Here is a 23,972-nt window from a genome sequence, read left to right as displayed (position 1 = left end):
AACCGCCGCCTCGCAAGATTATTTTATCGAGAAGATTGAATCGCAAACGGAGAAGCAACGGTGACGAACATGTGGCAAGCAATTTCAATTGGCCTACTTTCTTTGCTGTTTACAGCAGCGGGCGTCAACCACTTTCTATCACCGGCGATCTATCTAAAGATCATGCCACCATACCTGCCGTGGCCGTTGGCATTGGTTTACGTCTCTGGGTTCTTTGAAGTGCTCGGCGGAGTCGGAATTGCGGTGCCTCGGCTTAGGCAAGCATCCGGCTGGGGCCTGATCGCTTTGTTGGTCGCGGTGTTTCCTGCCAACATCCATATGGTGCTGCACGCGGATCAGTTTCCAGTCATTCCCAAATGGGCACTGTTAGCTCGACTGCCATTGCAAGGAATCTTGATCGCCTGGGTTTGGAGGACCGCAATCCGACCGAAGCAAACTCATTCGGCAGATCCGTCGCCCAACGCCCATAAGTCAGAGTAAGGCGTCTGGATGAGGTGGCGGTTATAGTCGGTTTCGTCATCCCACCAAGTCGGACCTTGCTCGCTCAGTGCCGGAACGGTCGTCCGACGGGTTTCTTCTGGCGTGCGACGTATCAAACAAGGTTTGCTGACGCTGCCCGACATTTTAGAGATCGCACGATCACTTCCGCGAATCAGTGATTCCTCCAAACGAATTCCGCTACGTACCTATGGGATGAGGTATCACGCGTCCGACGTATTAAATCGTCGGTAAATCCCCAGCAATACCATGTGGATTGCGTAGGCCATCAGTCCGAAGCCAACGATACCAATCAGAATCTTACCGAAGGTTTGCGATGCGATCAGCGACAGAGCGTCACCCATCCCAGCGACATCACCATTTGCGGTGCCAGTCCACGCGGTATCGGCGAGGAACCATCCGATGATGACCACCGCGATGCCACGCGTAATCAAGCCACTGCGTCCGGCATGCAATGCAGCCTTTCGGAACTTGTTACTCATGCTGGCCAAATCATATTTCGTCATGAATTTCGCTTTGTAGCCATTGATCATGAAGTAAACGCCAACTCCCGCAGTGATGGCGGCAATGATCCCCAGCACAATACGGCCCCAATCGCTATCGAGCAGGAACGAAGCTTTGTTTCCACCGCCTGATTGACTCCCGCCGCCCATCCCAAGAGCGAGTGAACCGGCGAAACATCCGAGCAGTAAGTGACTGAATCCACTGATCGCGTAACCGGTCCGCTTGACCAAGCCTTTGCCATCGGTGCCGTCACCCTCGGTGTCTTTGCTAGCCTGAATCCATCGCCACGCGGTGTAGCACAGCAGCCCGACTGCGGTGATGCCAAGCAGGATTTTGCCGTACGGTTGCTGGCCGATCTCGCGGATCGCATTCTTGGCGCCCGCAGTTTCGCCACCTGCACCGATCGCAACCTTGAACGCGAGGAATCCCATGATGAAATAGACGACACCCTTGGCGAAGTGCCCCAGCCGACCAGTCGTTTCCACCCACGGCTGTACCTCGGGCAGCTTTGCAGTCGAGAAGCCGTTCCAGTTAAATCGTGATGCGGTCGATGTGGACATGAAGGGGTGCTCCGAAGTGAAAAAATTGTAGTGGAGGTCGTCAAGACTTTCGGGACTGGATCGATCAACATTGAAAGTCTTGACGACTTGCGCTACGCTGCATTTACTCGCTCTAGCTCAATCATCTCTCGAATTTGTTCTCGGCGGCTTTCGGGGTGCGGGTGGGTATTAAGGAACTCGGGTACGCCGCTTCCGCCAGCGTTCTCAAGGATGTTCAGCAGCTCGATCATTCCCTCGGTGTCGTACCCAGCGTCGCTCATCAGACTGATCGCGTAAGCATCGCTTTCGAGCTCCTGCTTGCGTCCGTATCGAAGCTCCAACAGTTCAGATAGCAGCAACGCGACCGACGCCGATTCGCTACCCTCGGTCGCCGTTTGCAGTGCCATCGCCGATCGCATCTTCAACTGCGCTTTGGCCATCCGCTGCGACGCATGCCGATGTACAACGTGGCCGATCTCGTGCGACAAGACAGCGGCCAGTTGATCGTCGCGGGTCAGTTCGGCCAGCAAGCCGCGGGTGATGAAAATTTGCCCGCCCGGCAGTGCCAAGGCGTTGACGGTGTTCTGGTCAGCAAGCACATGGAATTCAAAAACGAATGGATTCTCGACGTCTTTACGCGCCAGCCAACCTTCGAGCTCTTGAACTAGCTGATTGCCAACCTGATCGACCTTGCGAGCGATCGGCAATTCGTCCGAAAGCACTCCGCCCATCTCTGATGCAATCATGCCGCGGCTTTGCAACCCAAGCTCAATCTCTTCGTCGGTCGTGAACGCAACACGTTGTCTCTCGCCGGTGATTGGGTTGGTCTCGACCGAGAACAGGTACGCAGTGATGCCGAACAGAAAGACCAGACAGGCCAGCACAAGTTTCAGGACGCCCCCATGACGATTCCGACGGTAGCGGAACCCATCTATCGTTTCCTGTGCTGCACGCTTCGGCGAAAGGTTTTGACGACCTCCGCTAGGTTCGGTTTCGTTGCTCACGACATCACCTCCTGCGGCTGGTTGCTTTCGATAACTAATCTACGGTCGGGATCATTCGCCAAATACAACGACTGGGTCGGGAAGGCGAAGTCGATACCGGCTTCGTTGAATCGCTCCAGCACCCGCTGGTTGACGATCGTGGCATGGTCCAGATAGCTGCACCAACCTCGCTCGGTGTCGCGTTGGATGTCGCCCTCATCGGTATTCATCTGATACCAGTAATCCGCTCGCAAGTTCAGGTAGTGCGAACCGAACTCGTCAAACCAAACCTTCGGCGGATGCTTTTCGAGATTGCCCTGCCCGTCACCGGTGATTTCGTCGCTGGAAAGGATGTCTTTCAGGATCTCAATCGCCTCGCGGACCATCGCGGGAGGTGTGTCATAGGTGATCGCGATGTCCATTACGCGACGAAGGTATTGCCGCATCGACAAGTTCTCGACGGGCGTGTCGATAAACTTCATGTTCGGCACACTGTACATCTCACCGGACAGCAATCGGATCTTGGTCGCTTGCAGGCTCACGTCGGCAACCTCACCGATTTTGCCTTCAAAGCGAATCCAATCGCCGCTGAGAAACGGGCATGTCGCGAACACGGTGAACGCACCAAACAGATTCTTCACGGCGTCTTGCGCGGCGAGCGATAGCGCCAGAGCGATGATTGCGAACCCACCCAGCAGCGCGGTTACGTTCCAATGCAATACGTTTTGAAGCAAAAAGATGGTAACGACAATGCCCGTGACGATGCGAATGGCTCGCCGAACCATGATCGCGACCATCTTGGCGTAAGGGTCGTCGTTGGAAAAGAAACTGCGTCTCACGCCCAGCACAGCTAATTCAATCAATGCGACGATCAAGAACACACCGGCCAACACCACGGCGGCTTCGATCAGACCACTACGAAGTCCGGCGAGTGTCGGATGAAAGTGCAGTCGAGTTGAACCGATCGCTAGACCGATGGTGATGATCAAGATGTACGCTGGCACGATGATGCCGTTGATCAACGGCAGCAGCAGACCGTCGCCCTGATCCTGCCGCCATTGTTTGACGCGTTTTAGGATTCGGCCGACAAAGACTGCCAAAACGATTCCACCGGCGGAGAAGCCAATAAAGAACAGCCAGTCCCAAGCGGTTGTCTTTTGCACGGTCGGTTCAAGCACATTCAGGAACAGATTCCCATGTTTCGTCAAACGCTTTCGGGGCGGAATCTTCTTCATGCTGTCCAGAAGGCCCGACGCTCCATTGAGCGTTTGCTCGTCGAACGCCCATCGCCCATCTTCGCCGGCAACCAGAACGATGCTGCCCTCGGGGCTATCGTCGAGCGCTTTGTAAACCCATTCGTGCTCGATGCCGCGTGGGAACAATTCGTACCGGCGAATCTTTTTTTCTTTGACGATCTCGGGACCTGGAATCGTGCCCGAGGCGATCTCCGGCAAGCGATCAAACACGTACAGCAGATCCAGTGCAGTTTGCTTAGCATCGTCCAGTTCCGAATCGCCAAATGTTCTGGTCGCTTGGTCAAGCACATCGTCACGTCCCATCGCGACATGATTCATTGCTTCGAGAAACGTCATCACGGCGTGGCGCGGACTTTCAGCAGAATTCCACTTCGGATCCTCTGGCGTCGGATCGGCGGACTCATGTTCGAACAGTTCGAGAAACGCAGTGCTGCCGGATTCGAGCAGTTCGAAGAAACCGATCTTGGTCGACTTTGGGCGTTGTCCATCGACGGAATTCCGCTGGCTACCGCCAAGCGTTTGAGCGCTCGACGGCGCAGTGACTACCGCGACGAGGAATAATGCCGCAACGTAGCGGAAGCCGTCAAAACTCTCGAACCTTCGGCAGAAATGCGTTGCATGCGGAAAGCCTTGACGACTTCCCCTACGTTCTTTTTTAACTGATTGATGGTTCATTAGATTTCGATGCAATTGGCTTCGTCCGTGTCCTGTTGCTCGACGGCTTCTCCTTGAGCATCGTCGTCTTCGATGGCACGCTGGATTTTCTCATCGGCCTTCACGCCTTGGATTCCTTTTTGTGCCATAATTTCGTGCTCATCACTGGCAGTTGGTTCATGACACAATTCGATCAGAATGGGAAAGTGATCGCTGCCGACGTTGTCCAGCGTTTGCATTCGCGCTAGTGTGAAGTGCGGCGAGAAGAATACATGGTCGAGCGGGAACCGCATCCCAAAACGGTCGGCATGGAAGGTGTTAAACATGCCCCGACCACGTCGAGGGTCGAGCATACCGCTGGTTCCCAAGAACAACCGCGTTGTTGCTGACCAAGCGACGTCGTTCAGATCACCTCCGATGATCGTGGGCCGCGATTCTTTCGCCAACTCTTTCCCCCACAACGTCAGTTCGGCATCGCGAGCGGTTGCGTGATTCCCGCGGATCGGTTCGGGTGGTCGCGGATGCACGGCGACCATTCGCATAGCGCGGTTGTCATCAAGCCGAACGACTGCGTCGATTGACGGGACGTCTTCCTTCACCAAGTACCGCACGCGGTGTTTTTCGATTGGCAACTTCGACAGCATCATCATGCCGTACCAGTTTTCTTGCGGGACGATCACTCGGTGCTCAAATGCGTCGGTGTAGCTCTTGATCGCCTCGGTCCAAGCGTGGTCCGGTTCAAGGACGACCAGTACATCCGGGTCGGCTTGTCGCATCACCCGCAACCACTTGGCGTACGCGTCATTCTCCATTTCGACGTTGCTGATCACGACGCGAACGGTGGTCTGGTCTTTGCGCTGGTCTGCACGATGGTCTTTGCGATGGTCGGCGATGTCCACCGACTCTGTCGCTTTGGCTTGTTTAACCCCGAGCGGTGTGTAGGGATAGATCCGAAAGCCGTGCCAGCCGGTCAGTAGCACCGCGACAACGCTCGCAGTCCAAACCGGCCAAGTGGAGGTTTGCGTGGAGGTTTGCTCAGAGAAGTAGAAAACAAGAAACTCGCCGAAGGCAAGCAACCACCCGGTTACGATGATTTGAACTCGCGGAAAATCCCATCCGCGAACAAACCATTTGTCGCTCCCGGAAAGACTAAGCAGCGAGCCTGCCGCGAGCACAAGTATCAGCGAGAGCGGAACAAGAGTTAAAAGGGTGAGCATCGATCCGTTGATGTGACTGTCCGTCTAGCGAAGCATCGTGTTTTCAAAACATTCGACGTAGCGGTAGTCGCCAAAACTTTCGTCCGCGCCACACTCGCTTCAAAACTCTCAACGGGTTCCACTACGAAAGGCGTGCCAAGTGCAATCCGCGTGCCGGCACAGGTTTTGTGCTCGCTAGGCCCAACCAACCAGAGCAGAGCACTGGATGAAGCCACGATTCCCCGACCAGGAGACACGTCAAGAATCGGCTCACCTCTCGATTTCGCGGCGAGTGCTCCGTCCGGGCGATCGCGATGCAAGCGTCCAAACCATGTGCGTGAATGTTTTGACGGCGATCGCCGGTTGCGGCGTGCTCTATTTCGCCAAGTTGCTGCTAGTGCCCATTGCTATTGCGTTGCTCGCCTATCTGTCACTACGGCCGATCGTCGCCCACATATGCCGCTCGACGATTCCACAATCACTCGCCGGTGGCCAACGTGGCCGGTTCAGGTAATCGTCAAACTGCAACACGGCTTCGCGGATGGGCAAAGCCCGTGAGCCGCTTGCACCATTTCGACTTTTGAACCGAAGTACCCGAATCCAGGCTAATGCCTGTGACGTGTCAAAATCAGATTTACGGTTAGCGGAACTCGTCAAGAATTTCCTTCAGTTGAATTAGAACCGAAAGCATTGACGACTTCCGCTACGTCATGCAGCACGTTGGCTGCCATTGCAAAGGTCACACGGACAACCCGCAAGCGATTCATCACTTCCGAAGTGGTCTGCGATGCGCTGCCAACGACACTCGGGCGAATCAGCAAACTCGAGCATCTTCCGTAGGTTCACTTGTCGCTGTTCGCTTCGCGCTCGCGTTTCATTTGAAAGTCGATCGCATAGCGAAGCATCACACTCTTGCGACAGCAACTGCCAACGCCCGCGGCCGACCGGAGCGACAATGCCGCGGGATGCGAGCAAATGAAAGATGGACTTTAACTTTGATCGCCCGATCGGACTAACACGCTGAATCTCTTTCATCGATACGACTTCTTCGTCGCAACCTGCCTGCTGGGTCGCATTCAATATCGCCCGATGGGCCGTCGCAATTTCGGTCGATTCGACTTCGCCGCCGGCAAACATCTTTCGCAGCCCAATGTCGTGTTGGTCATAAAGCAACGTGCAAGTCGCTGGATTTCCATCACGACCGGCGCGACCGATTTGCTGGTAGTACGCTTCGATACTGCCAGGCAAGTCCACGTGAATGACCTGGCGAACATCCGGCTTGTCGATTCCCATGCCGAACGCACTGGTGGCAAACATCAAAGCATCACGCTGTTTCATGAACCGTTCTTGCGATTCGTTGCGATCGTTCTTTCGCATGCGTCCGTGATAACAAAGCCCGCGGAGCGACGACGCCAGTTGCTCGGCCGTCTTCGTTGTGCTGCAGTAGACGATACTAGATCCGCTAGGGGTCTGCCTGCCGATCGTCTCTTTCAAAAATTTCAACTTGTCCTCGGGTTCGTAGCATCGCCGAACTTCGATCGACAGGTTAGGTCGGGCAACGCGAGTGCGAATGACCTCCGGCGTGGCGATGCCAAGACTCAGCCGAATCTCGTCGATCATTTCAGGTGTCGCTGACGCCGTCAGTGCCATTAGCGGTGGATTGCCAAGACGAGCACGAACGTGACGTAATCCCAAATAGTCCGGCCGAAAGTCATGCCCCCACTGACATACACAATGAACTTCGTCGACCACCATCAAGCCAATGCCCGCCTCAAGCAAGATGGAAGCAAGGTCCGACTTCTGCAAACGCTCCGGTGTCGTAATGACGAATGAAGCAGCGCCCGATGTGATCATCTCGCGGGCCTCACGTAATTGCTTCTTCGACCGCGTGCTGTTGAGTACCACCGCATCCAAACCAAATTCTCGGATGCTTTTCGCTTGATCTTTAGCCAGCGAGATTAGCGGACTGACCACCAACGTTACGCCACCGCGAGCGATGCCTGACAATTGGTAGCACAAGCTCTTTCCCGAACCCGTCGGCATCAATGCAAACGTGTCACGTCCGGCGATCGCCGCCTCGCACACTTCACGCTGCCCACCACGGAATTGGTCAAAGCCAAAATGCTCTTCTAGCGTTTGCTGCAGCATGTCCATCACGACGCCGTCTTCGCATAGCGGAACCCGCGGGAAATTTCTTCAGCCTCGGAACGCAACTCGTCAAGCGTTTCGAACCACTGTGAGACGCGGGAAGAGTCTTGACGACATCTGCTAGGAGTGCCCGCCGCCAATTCTGCATCCAGCCACTGGTAGTCCGACATCATCCGGTCCAGGCTGAAAACCGAAACGGATCGCAGCGGTATCGGACCGAGTGAATGATTTTGAACGAAGTGCAAATCCGACTTGGTCATCCGACCCAACGACTGAGCGTGTGCATAGTCCTCCACCGCTTCGATCCAGCCATGGACCTCGTGACCAAACCGGTCCGCCGAATCATTAAGCGTCTCAGGCTTCGGTGTCGAGATCGTCCCGCTCAGGTTTCCACGTGTCGCGATAGGCCAAGACATGGAATGCTGTCGCCTCTTGATCAATGCCCCGAAAGTATCGACAAAGACTCCGGAATAAATCCCGGCCTTCGTCTGTTCCAGCAAATCCAAGCAACCCGTCGAGCGTCGATTCGATGAATTGCTTTTGGTTGGAGCCTGACGCAATGATCGACGACACATTCGAATCGCATATCGAAATCGCTCGCCGCTGCCGTCCGGTGAACTCGCGCACGAACTCATTAAAAAGCTTGGAGGCGGACAAAATAATACTCATCTACAGCGACCGCATTTAGGATTCACTTCCCATGCGGACAGACCACCACTGATACGCGGAAGTGATCATCCTCCGAAGCAAGATCCTTCTCCAGGGCAACCGCATTCTTCAGCCGAAGATTCGGGTCATAGACGAAGCATATCAAATGCTTGCAGGTCGTTTCCTTGGAATAGTATCGAGCGTCAATGATTAGCTGATCTGCAATGTGGCGCTGAGTTAGCCGCTCACCGGTGTGCTTCACCTCAATGGCAAGCTGATGATCAGGCAACACGAAATCGATTCTATTTTGATTGTCCGCATACGACGGAGTCCAGGGTTCCGCACGAACGTCGTCAAAAAACAGTCGCAGGATTGCATGGAACGCGTCTTGAACGTCGTACTCATCAACCATCGCGATGGTGGGTCTCGGAAGCCTTTTCTTTGTCCCGTTCTGCTTTACATCTTTTCGTCGCTCTTGAAGTTGCCGGGCGAACAAGGGAAAATTTCGGCATAGCTGTTCGACCAGCCGTACTGCGTCACGATCAGTCGCGGGAAAAATTGTAGTCTCATTAAGACGAGATCTAAGACGCCGTTCGATGCTGTCCTCCAAAGCGATCAACAGAAGCGTCGCGTCTGCGACATTCTTGAGGTCAAATTTTCCGACGGCGACATCGTTCAGAATCTTATCCTCGACCGCGATAACAAGATCGGAGTCAATGGATACGTCGACCGAGCTCTGCGTGTCCAGCCACTTAGTGACAACTGCCATTTCTAAGCAAATTTGGTCGCCCAGTATCCCCGGCAGTTCGTTGTTACCTTGCGCTAGAAGAATTTCCGCAAAACGATAGAGCAATCGAGATTTCGCGTCTGGGTTTGCCTTGGTCAGACAACTTTGAACCGTCTCGGTGAAAGCAGAGAATAGCGAACTGGATGGATCGGCCAATAGCTTGATACCGTAAGCAATGCCCAGCACCTCGATTGGCCGAAAAGTGAATGCTTGCCGATCTATGGGGAACAAGTCACGGCTCAGTGCCAACTCGCAGGCTGCGGGCCAATCTTTCTGATGGATTCGCTCGTACGCTGGATCAATCGCCAGAAGATAACCAAAACAGGCGAGTGATTGTGGATGCTTGAATCCTGTCCCAGTGGGCCATGAAGGAAGTGACTCATTCGTCGAAGGCTGTCGAAGATTGAGCGAACGCAGCAAAAGCGAAAAACCCGCTTCCGGATTTGGCAACTCGCAATTCTGCTCCACGAACGAGCGAAGATCAGCAATGGTTGTGGCGAGGCTCTGAGAAAGGATTTCATGCATCAGAGAAACCACTTGCTGTTTCGGAGCTTCGTGTTCAGAACTGCCGGCGACCAGTCATCGACGGACTTCAACCTCGCGAGAAGCTCAGCTATCAACGATGAATACAGAATGGTGACCGGTCTTTCAGATGGCAGTGTCGATCTCCACGATAGCGTCGTGAAGTTTAAGACTTGTTCAGAAAGGTAGGACAAGTCACGGTAGGTCGATTGTTTGTGAAGGTGAATCAGAAGGGGTTTGGGAAGCGACAAATTCGCACGTTTGACCATGTGCGGCCCAGTTGTTGTGACCAATCGGGTGAATTTTCCAACCTGCGCAGATAGCCCTCGTCGGGGCACGAACACTCCCTTCGCTTGATTGCGTTTCGTCACACCTCTCTGTGCCATGTCGAGCAGAGTAAATGAATGATCGAGCGATACATTTAGGAAGGCGAACTCAATCGTTTGCTCACTGCCCACCTCTTTGACACTGGAAGCAATGATGTCAGCCACCTCAACGTTCTTCAACGGTTTGAAAGCGTGAAAGACGATCCTCACGGTTTGCCCGGGTTGCCAATTGTTCCGCGTCTTAACTTCGCGAAGAACCGCGACCGTCGACTCGCGAAGTACGGCTGGATAGTCTTCGTATTTGCACTCTTTGGAAAGATTCGAGAGCAGGTAGTTTCCGTCGCCACGAAACACCGTCGTAATCCCTATATGGCGCTGGCGTTTTTCAAAGCGGCTCCCTGACAATTCCGCATTTCCAATGCCTACGACCAATTCGTCATCGACTGTCTCGCCATGGTCAACAGTCCACGGAACGCCACCCATTTTTGCGTAGAGTGCGGTGGCGAGATTCCTGAACGTGAACTGAAGCGGATATTCATCTGCCGTCAACGTGGAGACACGTGCTTCCTGAACTGGGATACCGTGTGACAGCAGTATAGATTTGGCAACCAAGTATGGATTGTGGGCGTCGGGCAAACCCGCATGCTCATTGAGAAGAATATTGAAGGCTGCGTCGAATTCACAATCTCGTGATAACCGGTCTTCAATTGCTGCGCGATAGATTCTCGCAACTTCCGACTTCTCAGCACCCAGCAGCTTTACAGACAGCGGAAAGAACACTGGATTAGCGAGGTGGAAGGTGTCGGTGAATCCGTCATACCCAATCTTCTGACTTGAACCAAATCCATCACGAAACTTTTTGAGGGCTTGGCTGATCTTACCCGACACGGTATCCGGGGTAACAAGAAGTATTCGAGGCGATCGAGTGGGGAAACTACCCCGGTCGAACGGACCGAATCTGGCCAGCCCATCCCAGGCATACTGATGCAACTTCGTACGCGAACGATCGAATGAATACTTGCCGGGTGGAAGTTCGATGATGGTCTTGTAGCCTGAATCGTTCACTAAGCGAACTCGATTTCCGATTGTTACATCGACTCCACCGTGCAAATTCACCGGACTTTTACCCTTTAGGAATGCCTCCATCTTTTGCAATTCTTGGTCAAACCCAGTTCCTCCGCAAAGCTTTCCGTATTCGTTGTCGACTGCGTGAGAAAAGCTCTCGTATCGATTGCCAAGCAAGCGACGCAAACAGGCTGCGAAAACCTCTTTCGATCCCTCGACCCTGACGTCTACTAAGGGCACCTCAGACTTTTCGCCGTATGATTCCTTCAGTACGACAGAATCGCCTTGAAGACGCTCGAAAGTGCCGATCAGGCGTCGTTGCCCAGGTTCCGCGTTCGTTCGGACGAGATGGATTCCCTGAAGTGGAATCCCTGAGTTGCATAAGTCGACAACGCTCGCAGTGCAAATCCACCGAGTTGTCAGGTTGAGCGCCAACATCAACTCTAACTCGTTCGGTCGAAGCTCAACCAGCTTTGCCTCAAGTTCGTATTTCGGGCGAATTTCAAAATTGGACAACAACTGCGGTGTTGAGCCCAAATTCCCCGCCGCGGCACCGACAAGTTCTTTATTCTGGGCCAGAAACGTAAACGGGCGGTCGCGGACGGGATCGTATTGGTCGAAAACATCTCGCATCGCTTGATCGAGCATGCTCTTTACGAAACGAAGGCCGAGATGATCTGAAAGTACCAGTAGGGTTTCGTCGCCAATGCCTCCCTTAGCATTATGGTCTTTCGCAAGTGAATAAAGGTGCCCTTCGTGGAACATAGTGAACCACGAGTCACCGAGCTTATGCCTGGTATCCTTTACCTGGGCTGAAGAGATCGCGGCTTTGAGCACGGTTAGTGAAGCACCCGAGATCTCGGTCGAAAATCCATTCAATTGCAGCATAGGAACGTGCGTTGTTTGGTGACGGTGGTTTCTTCAACTACTCAGTCAATTTGGCGACCGATTCAATCGCCTTTTCAAGTTCTGGTACAAGCGATTCTTTGGATTTGACGATAGCCTCTCGCAACACCCCAATATGAGGAACTGCATCGATTCTCTCTTCGATACTGCATTCCACGAGTGGCTTCCAAGAAATTGTTTCATCAGGATAGTTGTAATGTTCGTGGTCAAGGGCATAGCAAAGCCGCCATCCGCCTTTGAGCTTGATCATGCCAACATACCAATTCACCTCGCCGATGCAGTTTCGATGATCGTCTTCGATCGAGTGTGAACGATAAATGTGCTTGGCATCGCGCGCAAGCTTCATCGCTTTGAATCGCTTTTCATGTTGCTCAATCGCCGCATTCAATTGCTGGAGCCGATTGGCTAACGCTTCATTCAGTTCGTCGTTGCGTTCATCAACTGTCATTTCAGATCTCTCCGGCATTTGAAAGGCTCCGACATAAAAACCATTGATGCGGTTGAAGGGCATGAGACATCTCCAACGTCTACAAATAACTTGCGGACACAGAAAAAGTGGGCCTTGGGGAAACAAGAGAGCCGTTCCCTCGTCGCCATCAAAACAAAATCGTCGTCAAACGAGCTGCATACGGGCTTTCAACCCGGCGAGCAGAAAAACCGCCATCACAGCGGCGTGGGCATGGCGTCAACCAATCTCCACTAGTTCAAATGTACGATTATAGAACCGCAAGTCAATCCTATACCAACGTGCTGTAAACCACTTCGACTTATGGTGGGCGTTCAAGGAATACTTGGGTCCAGCCCGTTTAAAATGGTGTGTGACGAAACGTATTACTCATTGCAATTTGCTTTGGTGTAAAAGCCAGAGCGTTTCGATTAGATCACTTTGATTCTGACGCCCACCAAACGGCGTAGGGCGTATTCTTGATTAGGTGGCGGCTATAGTCGCTGTCGTCGTTCCACCAGGCTGGGCCTCGTTCGCCGAGAGCGACTTTGGCGGCGTGAATTCTCTTACGAACAACAGCGATTGCGGCTTCGTCGCTGGCTCGCTTGGCGGCGGCTACTTCTCGGCGTGCGGTCACCAGGTGGTTCACCAGTCGCTGACGATTTTCTTCGTCGAGGTTTGGATTCATGCAACGCCACATGCGTCCTTCGTAAACGAAGTAGCGGCCGTCAGGGGTAACTGGATATTTCAATGCCGCCGGCCTCTGCCTTCCTATTCCTGCTCTCTGAAAGCCAACTTACCCGATTGGCCGATTTGGACCGATCGTCGGGGCCTCCTACCGAACGACAATCGGTCAAACCCAATGATTTACAGGACCAAATGCTTTTCGAATCTCGATCGATTGGGAGATGCCGACGGGTTCTAGCCCGGCGCGTCTGAGAAACGGAGAATGCGAGAATAATTGGCCAGAACACAAAATCGGGCCGCCGGACTCGCGGCGGGTTATCTGGTGGTTCTCAGACGGCTGAGAGTTTTCGGTTGACCGGTGTGACGCAAGTCCTTGAGAAAACGCAAAAAGCCGTCGTGGGTTACACGACGGCTTTTCGTTTACTGTTGGGTCAGAAAGCTTTCAACCATACAGAGAAGTTGAAATTTAAACTGGCGCATTCTCGCCTGTCACGTTAGCCACAAATAGCCCCTGCGGACCTTCAGTCCCCTCTGTGGACATGCAATAAAACTGAACTCCACATTTACAATTCGTCGTTCAAGCTGTTGTTTTTGTGTTTTGGTTCCGCCTCGATCCCTGCGGCCACCGATCCCGACGTGATCCATACAAACGCCGATCCGAAAGTAACGTTTCCCCCGGTCGCTTGACTAAATACACCGACTTGACCGCGTGCGCAAGCCGACCTAAATTGTCAACATGAAAACTCTTGCCGAACGTGAAGCACTCAACCGAATCAAGGCTCGATTGGCCGAGCTGGTCGGGCAGCCGGTAGGTGATGTGGAGATTCGATGGCAACAGCGGGTCTCCGACCAAAAGGCTGTTAACGCCATCATTGTTGCTGGCAATCTCCGATTCGTTGTTGAGTGGCAAGCCAGCGGCAACACCGCGGCGGTTACAAAAGCTATCCACTCGTTGCGTCAGGCCGTGAAAGCATCGCAAGTGGACGTCATCCCTGTATTCGCCACACGTTTTCTTGGTTCGGCCGGACAAGCATTGTGCGACGAAGCGAACGTTAGCTGGATCGACTTGTCGGGAAACGCTCGGCTGATCGCTCCCGGCCTGCGAATCATCGTCGAGGGCAAACCGAATCAATTTAAACGTCCCGGACGTCCACGCAGTTTGTTCGCGCCGAAAAGCTCTCGTATCGCCCGGCACCTGTTGATCAACCACGACCGCTCAATGACGCAGCGAGAACTGGCAAAGGCCACCGACATGGACGAGGGATTCACAAGTCGAATTGTCAGGCAACTGATTGAGCAGGATCTTGTTGCGCGCGGACCTGAGGGCGAGCTTTCATTGGCCAACTATGACACGATGCTCGATGCTTGGTCAGAATCGTATGATTTCACGAAACATCACATCGTACGGGTTCACGTTGCAGCGCGCAGCGGAGAACAAACGTTGCATCGTGTTGCCGACAACCTAGAACAATCGAGCCTGACTTGGGCGACGACAGGATTGTCCGGTGCTTGGTTGGTGAACCCTTTCGCCAGTTTTCGTTTGACGACATTCTTTGTTTCGCAGATCCCTGACTCACTCGAAGCAATGGGAATGAGAGAAGAATCGAGAGGTGAAAACGTTTGGTTGGTAGTTCCTAATGATCATGGTGTGTTCGATGGTGCGGCCGACTTCGGCGGAATCCGTTGCGTTCACCCTGTGCAACTATATGTCGATTTGAAGGGGCATCCGGAACGCTCAACTGAGGCTGCGGATGATTTGCGTGCTCGACTATTGGTGGGAAACACCGATGGCAATTAAGCCAGGAACTGCCGACGGATATGATTTTGGCCAAGTCGATCGAGTTAAAAGCACCTGCCTTTATCTCGCCACCAAGCTCGGCGACTTGATGCCTGAACTTGTCGTCATCGGTGGCTTGGTCCCGACGTTGTTAATCGATCAACAATCCTTGCCCATTGGTTCGAGCACGCATGTCGGAACAATGGATCTGGACCTCGGCTTAGCGTTTGCGATGGTCAATGACGAGCGGTACCATGAAGTCGTTGATCGCTTGCGATCGGCCGGTTTCGAGCCTGACGAAAACGACGCGGGCATTGCGACTCGTCTACGATGGCGAATCGCAAGTCCGCCAGTGACGGTAGATTTCCTCATTGAGCCAGTCGGTGATTCGGAAGCAAAGGCTGGTACGTTGTTTCCATTGGCGAAAGATTGGGCAGCGATCATCGCTCCGGGGCTTCACCTCGCTTTCGTCAACAAACATGTTATCCAGTTGACCGGCAAGACAATCATGGGAGAGTCAGCGACGCGAGAGATCCACGTTTGCGGAGCTGGTGCGTTCGTGGTACTGAAATCATTAGCATTTCGGATTCGTGGCGAGAACAAAGACGCTTACGATTTGTTTTACATGTTGCGGAACTATGGCGATGGGATTCCTTCGATCGCAAACGAGGTGACACCGTTGCATAACGACGAAATTACCGCGCGGGCACTCAACTATCTTCGCGAAGACTTCGAGACGAGCGAGTCGATCGGCCCGCGACGCGTTGCCGAATTTTTGTTCGGGCAACCCGATGACATCACACAAGCTGATGCTGTCGGCTTTGTCGAAGCATTGCTCGATGAGGCGAAACTGTAAGCGAGAACCAACCTGTTCAGTTCGTGGACTCTTGCGGACGCCGACCGATAGAACATGGCAAACCAAAAAGAAAAGCCGATGCGGAGCACGCATCGGCTTTTCGATTTTTGTCGGTCAGAATTTTCATCTGACCTGTTTAAGTTGCGGGAGCCGGATTCGAACCGACGACCTCGAGGTTATGAGCCTCGCGAGCTACCGGGCTGCTCCATCCCGCACAAGGAATATCGTCGATCGTCCCTTCGGCGCCCAGGGGTTCTGACACGATTCTGTGAAATTCTTATGAGCTAATCCTGCGCGGCTCGCCACACGGAATCACATCAGTCCAACGCAAGTGCAGTTCGCTAACTTTGCATCGTTTTTTGCCGAAATAAGAACCGTTCGTAGCGACGACTCCACCCGACTCTGCCAACCGGTCCCCCTCGCAAGCAAGCCAACAACATATGACTTGAACCTGGAAAGGAAACTTGAACTTAACCACGCTCGAAACTTGTCTTTGTTTCGCGATCGAGATCCTGAAGAAAATTGCGAACATCATCGAAGATGCCGCACTGATAATTTTTATCTCGCTCGAAAAAAAAAATGAGATCGCGATAGCGGTGATCGACCGCCAGACCAATCGGAGCAGGCGCGATCTATAGTCCCATCAAAGACTTGACGTCGTAGTGTTTCGCCAAAGCCTCGAATTTTTCAAGCTGCTTCTCAACCCAGTTCTGGTCAAGGTTTAGCTCATTCGCCATCAGGCTGGCGACCATCGGTGCGGCTCTTCGTGCGGCGGCGGTATTCAAGAACAGGGCACGGGTTCGACGGGCGAGCACATCGTCGATACCCCTTGCCATCTCGTAGCGTGTGGCCCAGACGACTTCAGACTTATAGATGGGCAGCGCCGCATCAATCCGCTCCGCAAGATCGGGATGTTCTTGTTCCAGTTTTTCGATTTCGATCAAGTCCGTCCCATAGTGTGACCGGACACCTCCACCGGCACTGGTTGCGGCGTGGATCGCGAGGTCCTTCGTTCGACAAGGTGTTTGGTTTAAACCTGCATGTGCAATTGTCTGGTCAACACAGTCCTCAGCCATTTTTCGCACAGTCGTCCATTTCCCGCCCGTAATGGTGACCAAGCCGGAATCGGAAATTCTGATGACATGGTCACGCGATAACGACGATGTCTTGCTGGACTTGTCGGCCTTCACCAGCGGACGAATCCCTGTGAAGACGCTGAGGACATCATTCACCGTTGGTGTCTTCGTCAGATATTGTGACGCTGTGTCCAACAGAAACTGAATCTCGTCCTTCTGAGCCGATGGCTCCTCAACCGCTTTCGGTATCGCTGTGTCCGTCGTACCGACGATCGCGTGACCGTGCCATGGAACGATAAAGATAACTCGCCCATCGGAGGTTTTGGGGACAATCATTGCCCGGTCACCAGGGAAAAACTCGATGGGAAGCACCAAGTGGATGCCTTGGCTAGCCGCCACCATCGCTTCGGAATCGGCTTGATCCATACGGCGGACTTCGTCACAGAATGGGCCGGCAGCGTTGATGACGGACTTGGCTAAGACTTCGCAGTGGCTTCCCGTCTCGATATCGGTGACGGTCACTCCGTTCACTTGCCCCTGATCAGATTTAAGCAAACCGTCCACGTTGATGTAGTTCGCCACACAAGCACCACATTCGGCGGCGGTCTGTAGCATATTGATCAGCAATCGAGTGTCATCAAACTGGCCATCGTGATACACCACGCCTCCGTAGAGCAGTTCTTTACGAAGTCCAGGTGAGCAGTCGATTGCCGAATTGGCGGAGACGAAATGCGAGCGTCCAAAGCTATTGCGCACCGACAATGCGTCATACGCTTTCAGGCCCACACCATAGAACAGCCATTCGCGTAAATTTTTACACGGGATGACGAACGCACGATCATGGACCAAGTGCGGAGCGTTGTTCTTCAACAGAGTTCGCTCTTGTAACGCATCGTAGACCAACGTGACGTTACCCTGTTTTAGATAGCGGACGCCCCCATGAACCAATTTGGTACTTCGGCTCGACGTGCCACTTCCGAAATCCAATCGCTCTAACAGCACCACATCCAGCCCTCGACTGGCGGCATCCATCGCGATTCCGACACCGGTCGCACCGCCACCAATGATCGCGATATCCCAAGGCTTGCAGCGGGTCGAAATTTGTTCAATCGATGTTGCCCGATCCAGTTGAATCGTCATTCGCTGACGGTCTCCCAGTGCTGTGAACGCTTCAGTGCTTCGGCCCAACGTTGTCGACGACTCTCGACTTCGCTGGCCCTCATTTGCGGCTCGAATTTTCGATCGACCTGCCAAACCGATTCGATCGAATCAATCGTTGGAAAGAAACCGGTTGCCAAACCTGCCAGGTACGCCGCGCCCATGACTGTCGTTTCGGTCGTTTTCGGACGGACCACGGGCGTTTGCATAATGTCGGCTTGAAATTGCATCAGCAGATCGTTCGCCGCCGCACCACCGTCGACACGCAGTTCGCGGATCTGTTCGCCGGCATCGTTTTGCATCGCATCAAGAACGTCGGCGACTTGAAACGCGATGCCTTCCAGTGCTGCCCTAGCAATATGAGCACGGGTGGTCCCACGGGTCATCCCGACGATTGTTCCGCGAGCCTCCGAATCCCAATGCGGTGCTCCCAGCCCGCTGAACGCCGGCACCAAGTAAACACCATCGGTGTCATCAACCGTCGCCGCCAACGATTCGACTTCGGACGAGGATTTGATCATCCCCAGTCCGTCGCGCAGCCACTGAACCGCGGCACCGGCAATAAACACACTGCCTTCGAACGCAAAGGTTGAAGTGCTGTCCGGGCTAGCCGCGACGGTTGTCAGAAGCTTGTGCTGAGAAGATTGCGGCTGTTCGCCAATATTCATCAGCATGAAACAACCGGTTCCGTAGGTGTTTTTTGCCATCCCGGGCTTCGAGCAATTCTGTCCGAATAAAGCTGCTTGCTGGTCACCAGCTGATCCGGCAACTTTGATGGGACCGCCAAAGAGTGATTCTTTGGTTTCGCCATAGATCGCACACGCGGGCTGGATCGTGGGCAACAGAGAATGTGGGACATTAAATAGCCGCAACAGACCGTCGTCCCACTGGCCGGTGTGCAAATTCATCAACATCGTTCGAGACGCATTGGTCACATCAGCGATGTGCAATTGCCCTCCGGTAAGATTCCAAATGAGCCAGCTATCGATCGTTCCGAACGCAAGCTCGCCACGTTCGGCTCGCTGCCTAGCACCACTGACGTGGTCGAGAATCCAACCGATCTTTGTGGCACAGAAATACGGGTCGATCAGCAACCCCGTTTTATCTTGAACGGTTTGGTTTGCACCTTCTGAAATCAATCGCTGACATTCCGCTGATGTTCGTCGATCTTGCCAGACGATTGCGTTGTGGATCGGAACACCGGTCTGGCGATCCCAGATCACCGTCGTCTCTCGCTGGTTAGTAATTCCGATTCCTTCGATTTCTGAAGCGGAAAGATTCAATGCGGCCAACAGCGTCCTGGTGACCTCCAGCTGAGTCTCCCAAATCTCGTTGGCATCGTGCTCCACCCAACCAGACTTGGGAAAGTGCTGCGTGAACTCTTTCTGCTTGATCCCCAGAATGTTGCCGGCTTCGTCGACCGCAATGGCCCTGCAACTGGTGGTGCCTTGATCTAAAGCAACGATGAAACTCATTGATTACCGCCGTGACAAGAGTGTCGCCTACGCTGGAATATTTATTCAGCGCATGATAACAGAGTTTCAGAGTGTCGATTCGATCTTACCGACTGTTCGCTTTGACTTGCGTTCACGGGAAAACGCTTTTCGCGTCTACGCATCGAACCGCTAAACGCTTTTCTCTTTGCGTTGAACTTCAATCTGCTCGAATGTGTAAAGCTTACCTTTACCGGCACCCGGGCAGGCTTCGCAGGTTTCCTTCCAGTCTTTTTTTGAACTCAGATTGGAATCCCAAAACGGCCAAGTGCGACACTGGATCGGCCTTGCCTGATAGACCAAGCACGTCCTTTTTTCTGGATCCAGCAGAATGCAGTCGCCATCGGGATACTCCCGCAAGCTTTTGTCGGCTCCGACCTTGCGAATGAACTTGGATTCAAAGTCATCCAATTCCATCTGCATTTGCTTTGCCATGGCAGCGATTTCACTGTCATCAACCCAGACGTACCCGGGTTCACCGCTACAACACAATCCGCATTGGGTACATTCGAAACTCAGCCCTTCGCTGTACCAAGGAAGCTTTGTTGTTCGCTTCTTTGCAGATTTTCGGGAAGGCTTTTTCTCGGCCGACATTGGATAGACGTATTCAAACTGGTTCGGATTGGAAACACAAATCGTTGCCCAAAGCGATTGCTTTTTCAATCCCGCCACTGCGTCGCAATGCGCTTGCCCTCAGGCATACACGATCAGGCGGGGGCGACCATGTTTTTAGTCGCCATACCTCGGCCCCCATCAAGCGTTCTTGAAACAACCATGTTCGGCGGTAACTCGAGCGCATTGATGCCAACTCGTCGAAAGGCATTCGTATCGGCGATTGGCTTCACGTTTCGATGATCAGCATCCGAGGCGATCGGAAACCGTACCGATTGTACCGAATGGGAACGTCGTGTCGTCAGCGGTGAATTGAGGGAAACGAATTCTACTAGACAAACTTTGGCGACATGGCGGAGTTTGACGAGTCCATCATTGCGACACCAAGCGAGCTCGCCCCTCCCAATCTTGCGGGCCAGCTTGGTGTCGGTATCTGGCGGCCGATGCTTCGACCTCCGCTGAAGCCGGCCGCCAGATGCCGTCCGTTTGTCGTCTCTCCAATTGAAGCACTGGACTTAACAACGATGACTCAACCGATGTTGGTCCAATACCTACGGAGCCGCGAATCGTGAAGCTATCAGACCCGACTGAAGCATCCGATCCGTCAGTGATCGAGAGCAACCGAGCCTTACAAAACCTTCCCCTTGCCGTACCAAGTTTTGGAATGCCCTCTCATTGTGGACAAACAATTCAGACGCAGTTCTTGTTGGTCTGTGAAGCGAGATCGACCACATTGACCGACGGTCACTGGCGATTCGCACTCGAAGACAACAGCGGGCAGCTGATTCTTGATGCGGACGACAATGACTTTGGCGACCTCAATCGGTTGACATTGCTCGCCGCCGTACGCGGCCTTGAAGCGATCGATGGACCATCGACAGTCACACTATTGAGCACCAATCGGTACTTGATTCGTTCGCTTTCAAAGTCGCTACCACGCTGGCGACAAAACAACTTCGTTTGGGATCACTTCGGTCGTCGTGTCGCTGTCCAACATGCGGACCTATGGCGACGGATCGATCGTGCTCTCGACATCCATACAGTCCAGGCATGCCTGGTCAGTTCTTGCTTGGTGGGCCGTGGTTCAAATGACGCTGGTACAAAAGATGCAGCCATCACGAATCGTCCGGAGACTCGGCAAGCGTTCAATGAACCACAATTGCGGATTGACAGTCCGCCAACGCCGAGTCACCGACCAAGCATCGTGCCAGCACCCAGCTCACGGCTGCGTCGCTTGCTGGCCCAAGATGCTGTCCAGTCTGACTCGGGAACATTGACTTTCGACGGTCCGACGGCGCGCCGCCATGTTACGGCGAAGCGTCGCGGTCGATTCACCGCCGAAGATCTTAATGCAGAATAAATCGGTCGCTATTTGACCAACCAGAGCGTTTTCTTTCCACTGACTGACAGTATTTAGGGACATGCAAACACAGGTCAACCTTTCAGAGTTAGGACGACTGATTGACGGTCACCTGGAAAATCCTTCTTCCATCCTGGGACCGCATCCGGTTGATTATCGTGGCGGCAAGGCTATCGCTGTTCGCAGCTTTTTGCCTGACGCGCAAGCGGCTTGGGTCATCGACCGCGTTAGCGGAGTGCGCCGACAGATGCGTAAACTGCACCCTGCGGGCTTTTATGAAGCCATTTGCGAGGGGGCGGTCGACGTCGGGCGACTAAGCCATAATGATGCAGCCACATCCATTGACCACGCAACCTATCGAATTCAAATGGCTGATAAGAACGGAAAAGTGATCGATATTGCCGATCCCTACGCGATCCCGTCGATCATTTCTGATTACGACAGATACCTCCTCGGCGAAGGCAAGCACTATCGTTTGTACGACTCCCTGGGAGCGCAACTACGTACCGTGGGAGATGACGACGGTGTCAATTTCGCCGTCTGGGCGCCAAACGCCCGCGTCGTGCAAATCGTCGGCGACTTCAACGGATGGGACGGTCGGGCTCACGTCGCCAAACTAGATCAATCGGTTGGTATCTGGGAACTGTTCGTCCCCGGTGTAACTGTCGGCCAGAAATACAAATTCCGCATCCTCGATCAGCACGGCCAGTGGGTCGACAAGACTGACCCTGTCGGTTTTGCAGCGGAACTGCCTCCGCTTACAGCTTCGATCGTATGCGATCTGAACAGTTATCAGTGGAGCGACAGCGAGTGGATGGAACGACGATCGGGTATGGACCCGATGCACGTCCCAATGAATGTCTACGAGTGCCACCTCGGTAGCTGGCAAAAAGGCCCGGGCCGAACCCACGGATGGCTCGACTATCGTGATCTTGCGCATCGCTTGGCAGATTACTGCCATCGCATGAATTTCACCCACGTGGAATTGTTGCCCATCACCGAGCACCCCTTCACAGGATCTTGGGGATATCAAACCGTCGGTTACTTCGCCCCGACTTCCCGTCACGGAAGCCCCGACGACTTCATGTACTTCGTCGATTACCTTCACCAGCACGACATCGGCATCATCGTGGATTGGGTCCCGGCCCACTTCCCTAAAGATGCTCATGGCTTGCGACGCTTTGACGGGTCCGCTCTGTACGAACACGCAGATCCACGTCAGGGCGAGCACCCTGACTGGGGAACGATGATCTTCAACTTCGGACGTAACGAAGTTCGCAACTTCTTGGTCGCCAACGCGCTGTTCTGGCTAGAGAAATACCACATCGATGGTTTGCGAGTCGATGCGGTCGCGTCAATGCTATACCTCGATTACAGCCGCGAAGCTGGCGAGTGGATCCCCAACCAATACGGCGGACGCGAAAACCTCGAAGCGATCGAGTTCTTGCGTGAGTTCAACGTTGCGGTCCACGAGCATCATCCTGGTGCGGTCACAATCGCCGAAGAATCAACCGCTTGGCCTGGTGTTTCGCGTCCGGTGTTCGATGGAGGTCTCGGTTTCACCTACAAGTGGAACATGGGCTGGATGAACGACACGCTGACCTACATGCATCGTGAACCGGTGCACCGTGGTCACCATCAAAACGATTTGACGTTCAGCATGATTTATGCGTTCACCGAGAACTTCATGCTTCCGCTTTCGCATGACGAAGTCGTTCACGGCAAAGGCGCATTGCTGAGCCAGATGACCGGCGACATGTGGCAAAAGTTTGCCAACCTGCGTTTGCTCTACAGCTACATGTGGACGCACCCTGGCAAGAAGCTGCTGTTCATGGGTGGCGAGCTTGGGCAGTGGAACGAGTGGAACCATGACGATGGCCCCGATTGGCTGCTGCTAGACTTCGAATCCCATCGCGGCATCCAGGAATTGATTTCCGACCTGAACCGCGTCGTCCTGGAAAACCCAGCGTTGCACGAACTGGACTTCAGCTCCGAAGGCTTCGAATGGGTCGACTGCATGAACTGGGAAGAAAGCACGTTGGTCTACCTACGCAAGGGACTCGAAGGCACCGAACCCGTTTTGATCTGCTGCAACTTCACTCCGGTAGTCCGCCACAACTATAAAGTCGGTGTGGACAAGAGTGGTTTCTGGAAAGAAATCTTCAACAGCGATAGTGATCGATACGGCGGATCGAACGTTGGCAACTATCCCGGTAGCAAAACAACAGGGAACGGTCACCACGGACGCAAAGACAGCATCGAAGTAACGCTACCACCATTGGGTGTAACCATCTTCCGTCGGGAAGTGTAGCGGTACCAAGGATCATTTCGACCAGCTTGTATTTCTGATTCTGCCAAATCGCACGCGGGTTGCTCGCAGGGCAGCCCGCCGCAAGGGATAGAAAACGTCGTCGATTCTGCTAAGTCGGCGCACGCATTATGGCAATACAGTTAGCGTCAAACTGATATGATGAAG

At 53.6% G+C, this 23,972-nt stretch carries 20 protein-coding genes and 1 tRNA gene; 7 read left to right on the top strand and 14 right to left on the bottom strand.

Going from position 1 to position 23,972, the window contains the following annotated elements:
* Positions 1 to 69: 69 nt before the first annotated feature.
* Positions 70 to 480 (top strand): hypothetical protein, encoded by a 411-nt coding sequence (locus LOC67_RS16230; protein WP_230263659.1) that lies wholly within the window; start codon positions 70 to 72, stop codon positions 478 to 480.
* A gap of 221 nt (positions 481 to 701) precedes the next feature.
* Here LOC67_RS16230 and LOC67_RS16225 read toward each other — a convergent pair whose 3' ends face one another.
* From LOC67_RS16225 to LOC67_RS16210, 4 genes are all read right to left on the bottom strand, one after another.
* Complete coding sequence (locus tag LOC67_RS16225) at positions 702 to 1,562, bottom strand: DUF1206 domain-containing protein (protein ID WP_230263658.1); 861 nt, start codon at positions 1,560 to 1,562, stop codon at positions 702 to 704.
* Positions 1,563 to 1,654: 92 nt separating this feature from the next.
* The gene (locus tag LOC67_RS16220) at positions 1,655 to 2,545 is read right to left on the bottom strand and encodes a M48 family metalloprotease (RefSeq protein WP_230263657.1); all 891 of its coding nucleotides are present in this window, start codon (positions 2,543 to 2,545) and stop codon (positions 1,655 to 1,657) included.
* Positions 2,542 to 4,455, bottom strand: a complete 1,914-nt coding sequence (locus LOC67_RS16215; RefSeq protein WP_230263656.1) for a mechanosensitive ion channel family protein — start codon at positions 4,453 to 4,455, stop codon at positions 2,542 to 2,544. Before LOC67_RS16215 ends, LOC67_RS16220 begins: the two co-directional genes overlap by 4 nt.
* Complete coding sequence (locus LOC67_RS16210; protein ID WP_230263655.1) at positions 4,455 to 5,651, bottom strand: endonuclease/exonuclease/phosphatase family protein; 1,197 nt, start codon at positions 5,649 to 5,651, stop codon at positions 4,455 to 4,457. The genes LOC67_RS16215 and LOC67_RS16210 overlap by 1 nt, the downstream gene beginning before the upstream one ends.
* Before the next feature lie 205 nt (positions 5,652 to 5,856).
* Here LOC67_RS16210 and LOC67_RS16205 point away from each other — a divergent pair, with 205 nt between their 5' ends.
* The gene (locus tag LOC67_RS16205; protein ID WP_230263654.1) at positions 5,857 to 6,144 is read left to right on the top strand and encodes a hypothetical protein; all 288 of its coding nucleotides are present in this window, start codon (positions 5,857 to 5,859) and stop codon (positions 6,142 to 6,144) included.
* Positions 6,145 to 6,338: 194 nt separating this feature from the next.
* Here LOC67_RS16205 and LOC67_RS16200 read toward each other — a convergent pair whose 3' ends face one another.
* The 6 genes from LOC67_RS16200 to LOC67_RS16175 form a co-directional block, all read right to left on the bottom strand.
* Positions 6,339 to 7,784: a RecQ family ATP-dependent DNA helicase gene (locus tag LOC67_RS16200; protein WP_230263765.1), complete on the bottom strand. Its 1,446-nt coding sequence runs from the start codon at positions 7,782 to 7,784 to the stop codon at positions 6,339 to 6,341.
* Positions 7,784 to 8,353, bottom strand: coding sequence for a hypothetical protein (locus LOC67_RS16195; protein WP_230263653.1), 570 nt, complete (start codon positions 8,351 to 8,353; stop codon positions 7,784 to 7,786). Before LOC67_RS16195 ends, LOC67_RS16200 begins: the two co-directional genes overlap by 1 nt.
* Before the next feature lie 116 nt (positions 8,354 to 8,469).
* Positions 8,470 to 9,738: a hypothetical protein gene (locus LOC67_RS16190; protein ID WP_230263652.1), complete on the bottom strand. Its 1,269-nt coding sequence runs from the start codon at positions 9,736 to 9,738 to the stop codon at positions 8,470 to 8,472.
* A complete protein-coding gene (locus LOC67_RS16185; RefSeq protein ID WP_230263651.1) occupies positions 9,738 to 12,014 on the bottom strand; it encodes a Piwi domain-containing protein in 2,277 nt (758 codons plus the stop codon). Before LOC67_RS16185 ends, LOC67_RS16190 begins: the two co-directional genes overlap by 1 nt.
* A gap of 37 nt (positions 12,015 to 12,051) precedes the next feature.
* Positions 12,052 to 12,543: a hypothetical protein gene (locus LOC67_RS16180; protein WP_230263650.1), complete on the bottom strand. Its 492-nt coding sequence runs from the start codon at positions 12,541 to 12,543 to the stop codon at positions 12,052 to 12,054.
* Between the two features lie 370 nt (positions 12,544 to 12,913).
* Positions 12,914 to 13,228 (bottom strand): hypothetical protein, encoded by a 315-nt coding sequence (locus tag LOC67_RS16175; protein WP_230263649.1) that lies wholly within the window; start codon positions 13,226 to 13,228, stop codon positions 12,914 to 12,916.
* A gap of 672 nt (positions 13,229 to 13,900) precedes the next feature.
* Here LOC67_RS16175 and LOC67_RS16170 point away from each other — a divergent pair.
* Together LOC67_RS16170 and LOC67_RS16165 are read left to right on the top strand one after the other, a co-directional pair.
* The gene (locus LOC67_RS16170) at positions 13,901 to 14,962 is read left to right on the top strand and encodes a MarR family transcriptional regulator (RefSeq protein ID WP_230263648.1); all 1,062 of its coding nucleotides are present in this window, start codon (positions 13,901 to 13,903) and stop codon (positions 14,960 to 14,962) included.
* Positions 14,952 to 15,797 (top strand): hypothetical protein, encoded by an 846-nt coding sequence (locus LOC67_RS16165; protein WP_230263647.1) that lies wholly within the window; start codon positions 14,952 to 14,954, stop codon positions 15,795 to 15,797. Before LOC67_RS16170 ends, LOC67_RS16165 begins: the two co-directional genes overlap by 11 nt.
* A 141-nt stretch (positions 15,798 to 15,938) precedes the next feature.
* Here the strand turns inward: LOC67_RS16165 and LOC67_RS16160 are convergent.
* The 4 genes from LOC67_RS16160 to LOC67_RS16145 form a co-directional block, all read right to left on the bottom strand.
* Positions 15,939 to 16,012 (bottom strand) — tRNA-Met (locus LOC67_RS16160).
* 417 nt (positions 16,013 to 16,429) lie between these two features.
* Positions 16,430 to 18,013, bottom strand: coding sequence for a glycerol-3-phosphate dehydrogenase/oxidase (locus tag LOC67_RS16155; protein WP_230263646.1), 1,584 nt, complete (start codon positions 18,011 to 18,013; stop codon positions 16,430 to 16,432).
* Entirely contained in the window at positions 18,010 to 19,506 is a 1,497-nt protein-coding gene (glpK, locus tag LOC67_RS16150; protein WP_230263645.1) for a glycerol kinase GlpK, read from the bottom strand. Before glpK ends, LOC67_RS16155 begins: the two co-directional genes overlap by 4 nt.
* Before the next feature lie 150 nt (positions 19,507 to 19,656).
* Complete coding sequence (locus LOC67_RS16145; protein WP_230263644.1) at positions 19,657 to 20,187, bottom strand: YkgJ family cysteine cluster protein; 531 nt, start codon at positions 20,185 to 20,187, stop codon at positions 19,657 to 19,659.
* A gap of 299 nt (positions 20,188 to 20,486) precedes the next feature.
* Here LOC67_RS16145 and LOC67_RS16140 point away from each other — a divergent pair, with 299 nt between their 5' ends.
* From LOC67_RS16140 to glgB, 3 genes are all read left to right on the top strand, one after another.
* Positions 20,487 to 20,708, top strand: coding sequence for a hypothetical protein (locus LOC67_RS16140; protein WP_230263643.1), 222 nt, complete (start codon positions 20,487 to 20,489; stop codon positions 20,706 to 20,708).
* A complete protein-coding gene (locus LOC67_RS16135) occupies positions 20,705 to 21,496 on the top strand; it encodes a ribonuclease HI (RefSeq protein ID WP_230263642.1) in 792 nt (263 codons plus the stop codon). Before LOC67_RS16140 ends, LOC67_RS16135 begins: the two co-directional genes overlap by 4 nt.
* 61 nt (positions 21,497 to 21,557) lie before the next feature.
* On the top strand, positions 21,558 to 23,807 hold the full coding sequence (glgB, locus tag LOC67_RS16130; RefSeq protein ID WP_230263641.1) for a 1,4-alpha-glucan branching protein GlgB: 2,250 nt from the start codon (positions 21,558 to 21,560) through the stop codon (positions 23,805 to 23,807).
* Positions 23,808 to 23,972 lie beyond the last annotated feature (165 nt).

Source organism: Stieleria sp. JC731, assembly GCF_020966635.1.
Taxonomy (GTDB): Bacteria; Planctomycetota; Planctomycetia; order Pirellulales; family Pirellulaceae; genus Stieleria.
The sequence above is the reverse complement of the archived record's forward strand: the minus strand, read 5'-3'. Positions and strand labels throughout refer to the sequence as shown.